This window comes from Mycobacterium sp., from assembly GCF_035499775.1.
Classification (GTDB): domain Bacteria; phylum Actinomycetota; class Actinomycetes; order Mycobacteriales; family Mycobacteriaceae; genus Mycobacterium.
Genome location: NZ_DATJYB010000506.1, coordinates 1 through 3,686 on the forward strand (window position 1 = coordinate 1; position 3,686 = coordinate 3,686).

Here is a 3,686-nt window from a genome sequence, read left to right on the forward strand (position 1 = left end):
CACGAACCGACGAGTACCGCAACGCGGTGCCGGTGGTGGACACGAAGAACGTCTCCGACCGTCGCGGCGACGGTTCCCGGCGGTCCCGGTGGCGGGCGTAGCGGCGCAGCTGTTCGGTGGTGCTCGGGTGCAGCGGTACTAGGCGGGGGTGGCCGGCCTTGCGGCCGGCGACGGTCAGCACGCCCGCCCGCAGGTCCACGTCGGTGCGGCGCAGCGGCAGTGCTTCCCCGATCCGAAGGCCGGTAACTGCCAGCAGCCCCAGTAGGGTGTGTATGGTCGCGGCGTGCATCGCGGGGCGAAGGTCGTTGGCGGCGTGCAGGATCCGTTGTATCTCTGCATCGGTGTAAACGTAGGGTGCGGGCCGTCTGCCCTGTCCGGGGAACACCCCGGTGGGTGGAATTTCGGTTGCCGGATCGATCGTGGCCAGATAGCGGGCGAATCCGCGGATCGCGCCGAGCCGGTGCGACCAGTTGACCGAGTCAACATTGCGCGGCAGCAGCGCGAACGCGATCGCCGCCTCGATCGTGATCGATGTCGATCCCTGCTGCCGCAGGTAGTGAAGGAACTGGGCCAACACCAGGCCGTCACGGGCCAGGGTGAATCCCAGCCCCCGCCGCAGCCGCAAGTAGTCGTCGAGATGGGCGCGCAACTCGGCGGTCATCGTTGATCTCCGATCGGCCAGGGCCGCGCCAGCATCCGCAGCGCGGCGAGGTCGATGCGGCTGTAAACCGCGGTGGTGGTCAGGCCCTGATGGCGCAGCGCCTGACCGATGTGCGGCAGCGGAACCCCCGCACGCACCATCCGCACCGCAGTCGTGTGCCGAAGCCGGTGCGGCCCAACCGGACTCACCCCAGCGCGCACACACGCGCGGCGCACGATGCCACCCACGGCTTCACGGGTGAGCCGATGGATCGGGGCGATAGCGGTGACGAAGACCTCCCGCAGTTCGGTGGGTGGTCGCCCGCGTTGCAGGTAGCCGGTAACCGCCGCCCCGACGTCGGCCGGCAGCGGCATCCGATCCACCCGGCCGCCCTTGCCGTGGACGACCAGTACACCTGCCCGCCAGTCGATGTCGTCGAGCCCCAACCGGGCGACCTCACCGGCGCGCAGTCCCAGCCGCAACAGCACCAGCAGCACCGCGTAATCGCGGCGGCCGATCGGGCGGCGCCGATCGCACGCGCGCATCAGCGCTTGCGCGTCGTGGTCGCCGATTCCTCTCGGCAGCAGCGACATCCGGCGACCGGTCGCGGCCAAGGCCGCCGCCGACAGGTCCGCATCGACGAGACCCTGCAGATGGCAATACCGCAGCAATGCTCGCACCGCGGCCACGTAATACTGCACCCCACCCACCGACACCCGCCCGGCCTCAGCGGTGATCGCGCGGGTCACATCAGCGGTCCTCAGCGCGCTCACCTCGCCGTCGATGGTGTAGTCGACGAGGAACCGCCGCCCCCGAGCCACGTACGCCGTGACCGTGGACCGCGCCAACACCCGCTCCGACACCAGGTAACGCTCGAACCCATCCAGCAGCGCCTCGACCCCACTCGACGGCGGGCGTTGCGGCGCGATCGGAGTGACATGTTGCGCGGCAAGGAAGTCGAGCAGCGGCAGCATCGCACGCCGGCCGCGGTGAAGCGTGTAACCGGTCGCGCGGCGTGAGGCCAGGTACTCGGCAACACATCCTTCGGTCAGATCACCGCCCGACCACCCGCGTTCATCCAGCCATCGACTCAGATGCGCCAACAACCGCAACTGGTGCACAGCCGACAACGGCGTATATCCCAACTGCCGCAAATTATCCAGAAATCCATCCGCGAACGGTGCGAGCGGACCCTCGAACCGCACATCGGCGACCTTGCTGACCGGCTTGCCCATCACTTCCTCCTTCGTCGGGAACCCGTCAAAGGAGATATGGGTCCTGATTATGCCGACAGTTCAACCCCGCTCACGTCGCTGACCAGCAGCTACCCAGAAACATCGGCATAGTCGTGAGGTCGGCATAATCGACATAGATCGAGGCTGGGACGCCGCGGGCGGCCAGTGCGGGCTCAAGTGCGGCCCCCAACCGGACGGTGTCCTCAGCCAACCCGAACCGATACCCGCACAGCAGCCGCGAGTGGTCATCAAGGAACGCGAACAGGAAGGTTTTGCGGCCACCAATGCGGGGGCCGTGCAGGCCATCCCCGGTCCAGCGGTCATTGGGGTTCTCGGCTTCGAACCGGCCGAACACCGCCGGGCGATCGCCGGCGGCCGGGCCGACCAGCTCGCAGCGGTGAAAGTGACGCAGCAGTGTCGATTCCGAGGGCGCCCACCCTGCGCTGGCCCGCAGAATCCGTTGGACTTGGGCGGCGGTGCGCGCCGGGTTCTCCCGCTTGAGTGCTGCCGCCAATTCTAGGGTCGCGGTATCGGTGCGCGGCGCCACCGAGCGCGGTGAGGGAATCAGCTCATCGAACCCGCCAGCCCGGTAACGGCGGATCCAGCGGTCCAGGGTGTCACGTGAATACCGCACCCGGGCGCCGAACGGATCGGTGTGCTCCCGGGCGGCGATCTCACGGACCAACCTCCCACGCGCCTTGGTCGACAACCCCGGATCCAACGCCGGGCAAATCAACTGATACCGGAACAACCCGATCGCCTGACCGCGTTCACGTCGCTTCGCCTCTTCGGTAGCCAACGAACATCTCCCTTGTCATCGGTGATGCCACCCAAACCGGTTGCCGGGCAGTCATCCCCGGCGACGATGAACGATCCTCGCCGTTGATGTCAGGGTCAGTTCGTGTTGCACCCCAGCCGCCACCGGCGCCGGTGGCCACCCCGGCGCGAGCAACCGGCCGCCACTGCCGGCCACAGCGACCGCAGCCGCCGTCAACACACCGGGCACCAGCGGCTGCCCGAACCGTGCCGTGATCGCCTCGGCCGCCGTGCTGATCGCGGCGATCACATCCCCGCACCCCGACCCGGTCGCCTTCGGGATCGACACATCCACCCCCGCACTGACCCCGATCGCCACGAACCACTGCCGCACCGCCTCGGCACGGGCCGCGATGACCCGTAGCCACCCGCGCGCCGTGCACGCTGGCACGCCAAGCCGCACCCCGATCGCGCGGTGCCCAGCCCCCGTGGCCTTGGCCCTCACCGCCGCCCAGATCAGATCAGCGGCATAGGCCCTGCGCAGCAGCAACCTCACCGGCAACAACACATGGGTCACCGCACACGAGCGGCACCGCGACCGGCGAGGCCGCACCGGATCAACCATCCCGACCACCCGTCGCACACGGGCATAGCCCCAGCCGGCCAGCACCCCGCTCGGGCACGACGGACACAACAACTCGCCCGCCACCAAACGAGACTCGACGCACGCAAGATCGACCTCTACCGTGACCATCAGTGCCTTCCGCACTACGCACGGCGCCGCCGAGATATCTGCCAAGAATTCAGCGGTGGCGCCGTGCACCCATCAGTTCCTCGACACCCTGACGGTGCAGACCACCAAGATCAACCCACGCTCAACACCGACCACCCCATCGGCACCCTCAACGACGAATCAGCACCCCGGCCTCGTCATCCCCAGAGACGGCCAACACTTCGAGGATCCCGATTTCGGTGCGGTCGCTGAGGCGATGCAAGTTCTTGAACACACGGGTTTGCTCATGCAGGTGTTGGAGTCGCGAGATTATTCATACTTC

Annotated in this window: 4 protein-coding genes and 1 pseudogene; 1 reads left to right on the forward strand and 4 read right to left on the reverse strand. The window is 67.9% G+C overall.

Annotated elements, in window-relative coordinates:
* The 4 genes and pseudogenes from VML93_RS31070 to VML93_RS31085 form a co-directional block, all read right to left on the reverse strand.
* Positions 1-661 (reverse strand): tyrosine-type recombinase/integrase (locus VML93_RS31070; RefSeq protein WP_325616498.1); only part of this gene is annotated, 661 nt, incomplete at its 3' end.
* Positions 658-1,875, reverse strand: coding sequence for a tyrosine-type recombinase/integrase (locus tag VML93_RS31075; protein ID WP_325616500.1), 1,218 nt, complete (start codon positions 1,873-1,875; stop codon positions 658-660). The genes VML93_RS31070 and VML93_RS31075, both read right to left, overlap by 4 nt.
* Positions 1,876-1,960: 85 nt before the next feature.
* Positions 1,961-2,674: pseudogene (locus VML93_RS31080) on the reverse strand (helix-turn-helix domain-containing protein); the annotation flags it as partial.
* Between the two features lie 51 nt (positions 2,675-2,725).
* Positions 2,726-3,385: a helix-turn-helix domain-containing protein gene (locus VML93_RS31085; protein WP_325616501.1), complete on the reverse strand. Its 660-nt coding sequence runs from the start codon at positions 3,383-3,385 to the stop codon at positions 2,726-2,728.
* On the opposite strand from VML93_RS31085, the gene VML93_RS31090 reads away from it, so the two are divergent.
* Positions 3,378-3,686 (forward strand): hypothetical protein (locus VML93_RS31090; RefSeq protein WP_325616503.1); only part of this gene is annotated, 309 nt, incomplete at its 3' end. The genes VML93_RS31085 and VML93_RS31090 overlap by 8 nt on opposite strands.

Coding starts and splice junctions, on each gene's coding strand:
- VML93_RS31075 (WP_325616500.1), bottom strand. CDS start 1,875: ATGGGCAAGCCGGTCAGCAAGGTCGCCGATGTGCGGTTCGAGGGTCCG.
- VML93_RS31085 (WP_325616501.1), bottom strand. CDS start 3,385: ATGGTCACGGTAGAGGTCGATCTTGCGTGCGTCGAGTCTCGTTTGGTG.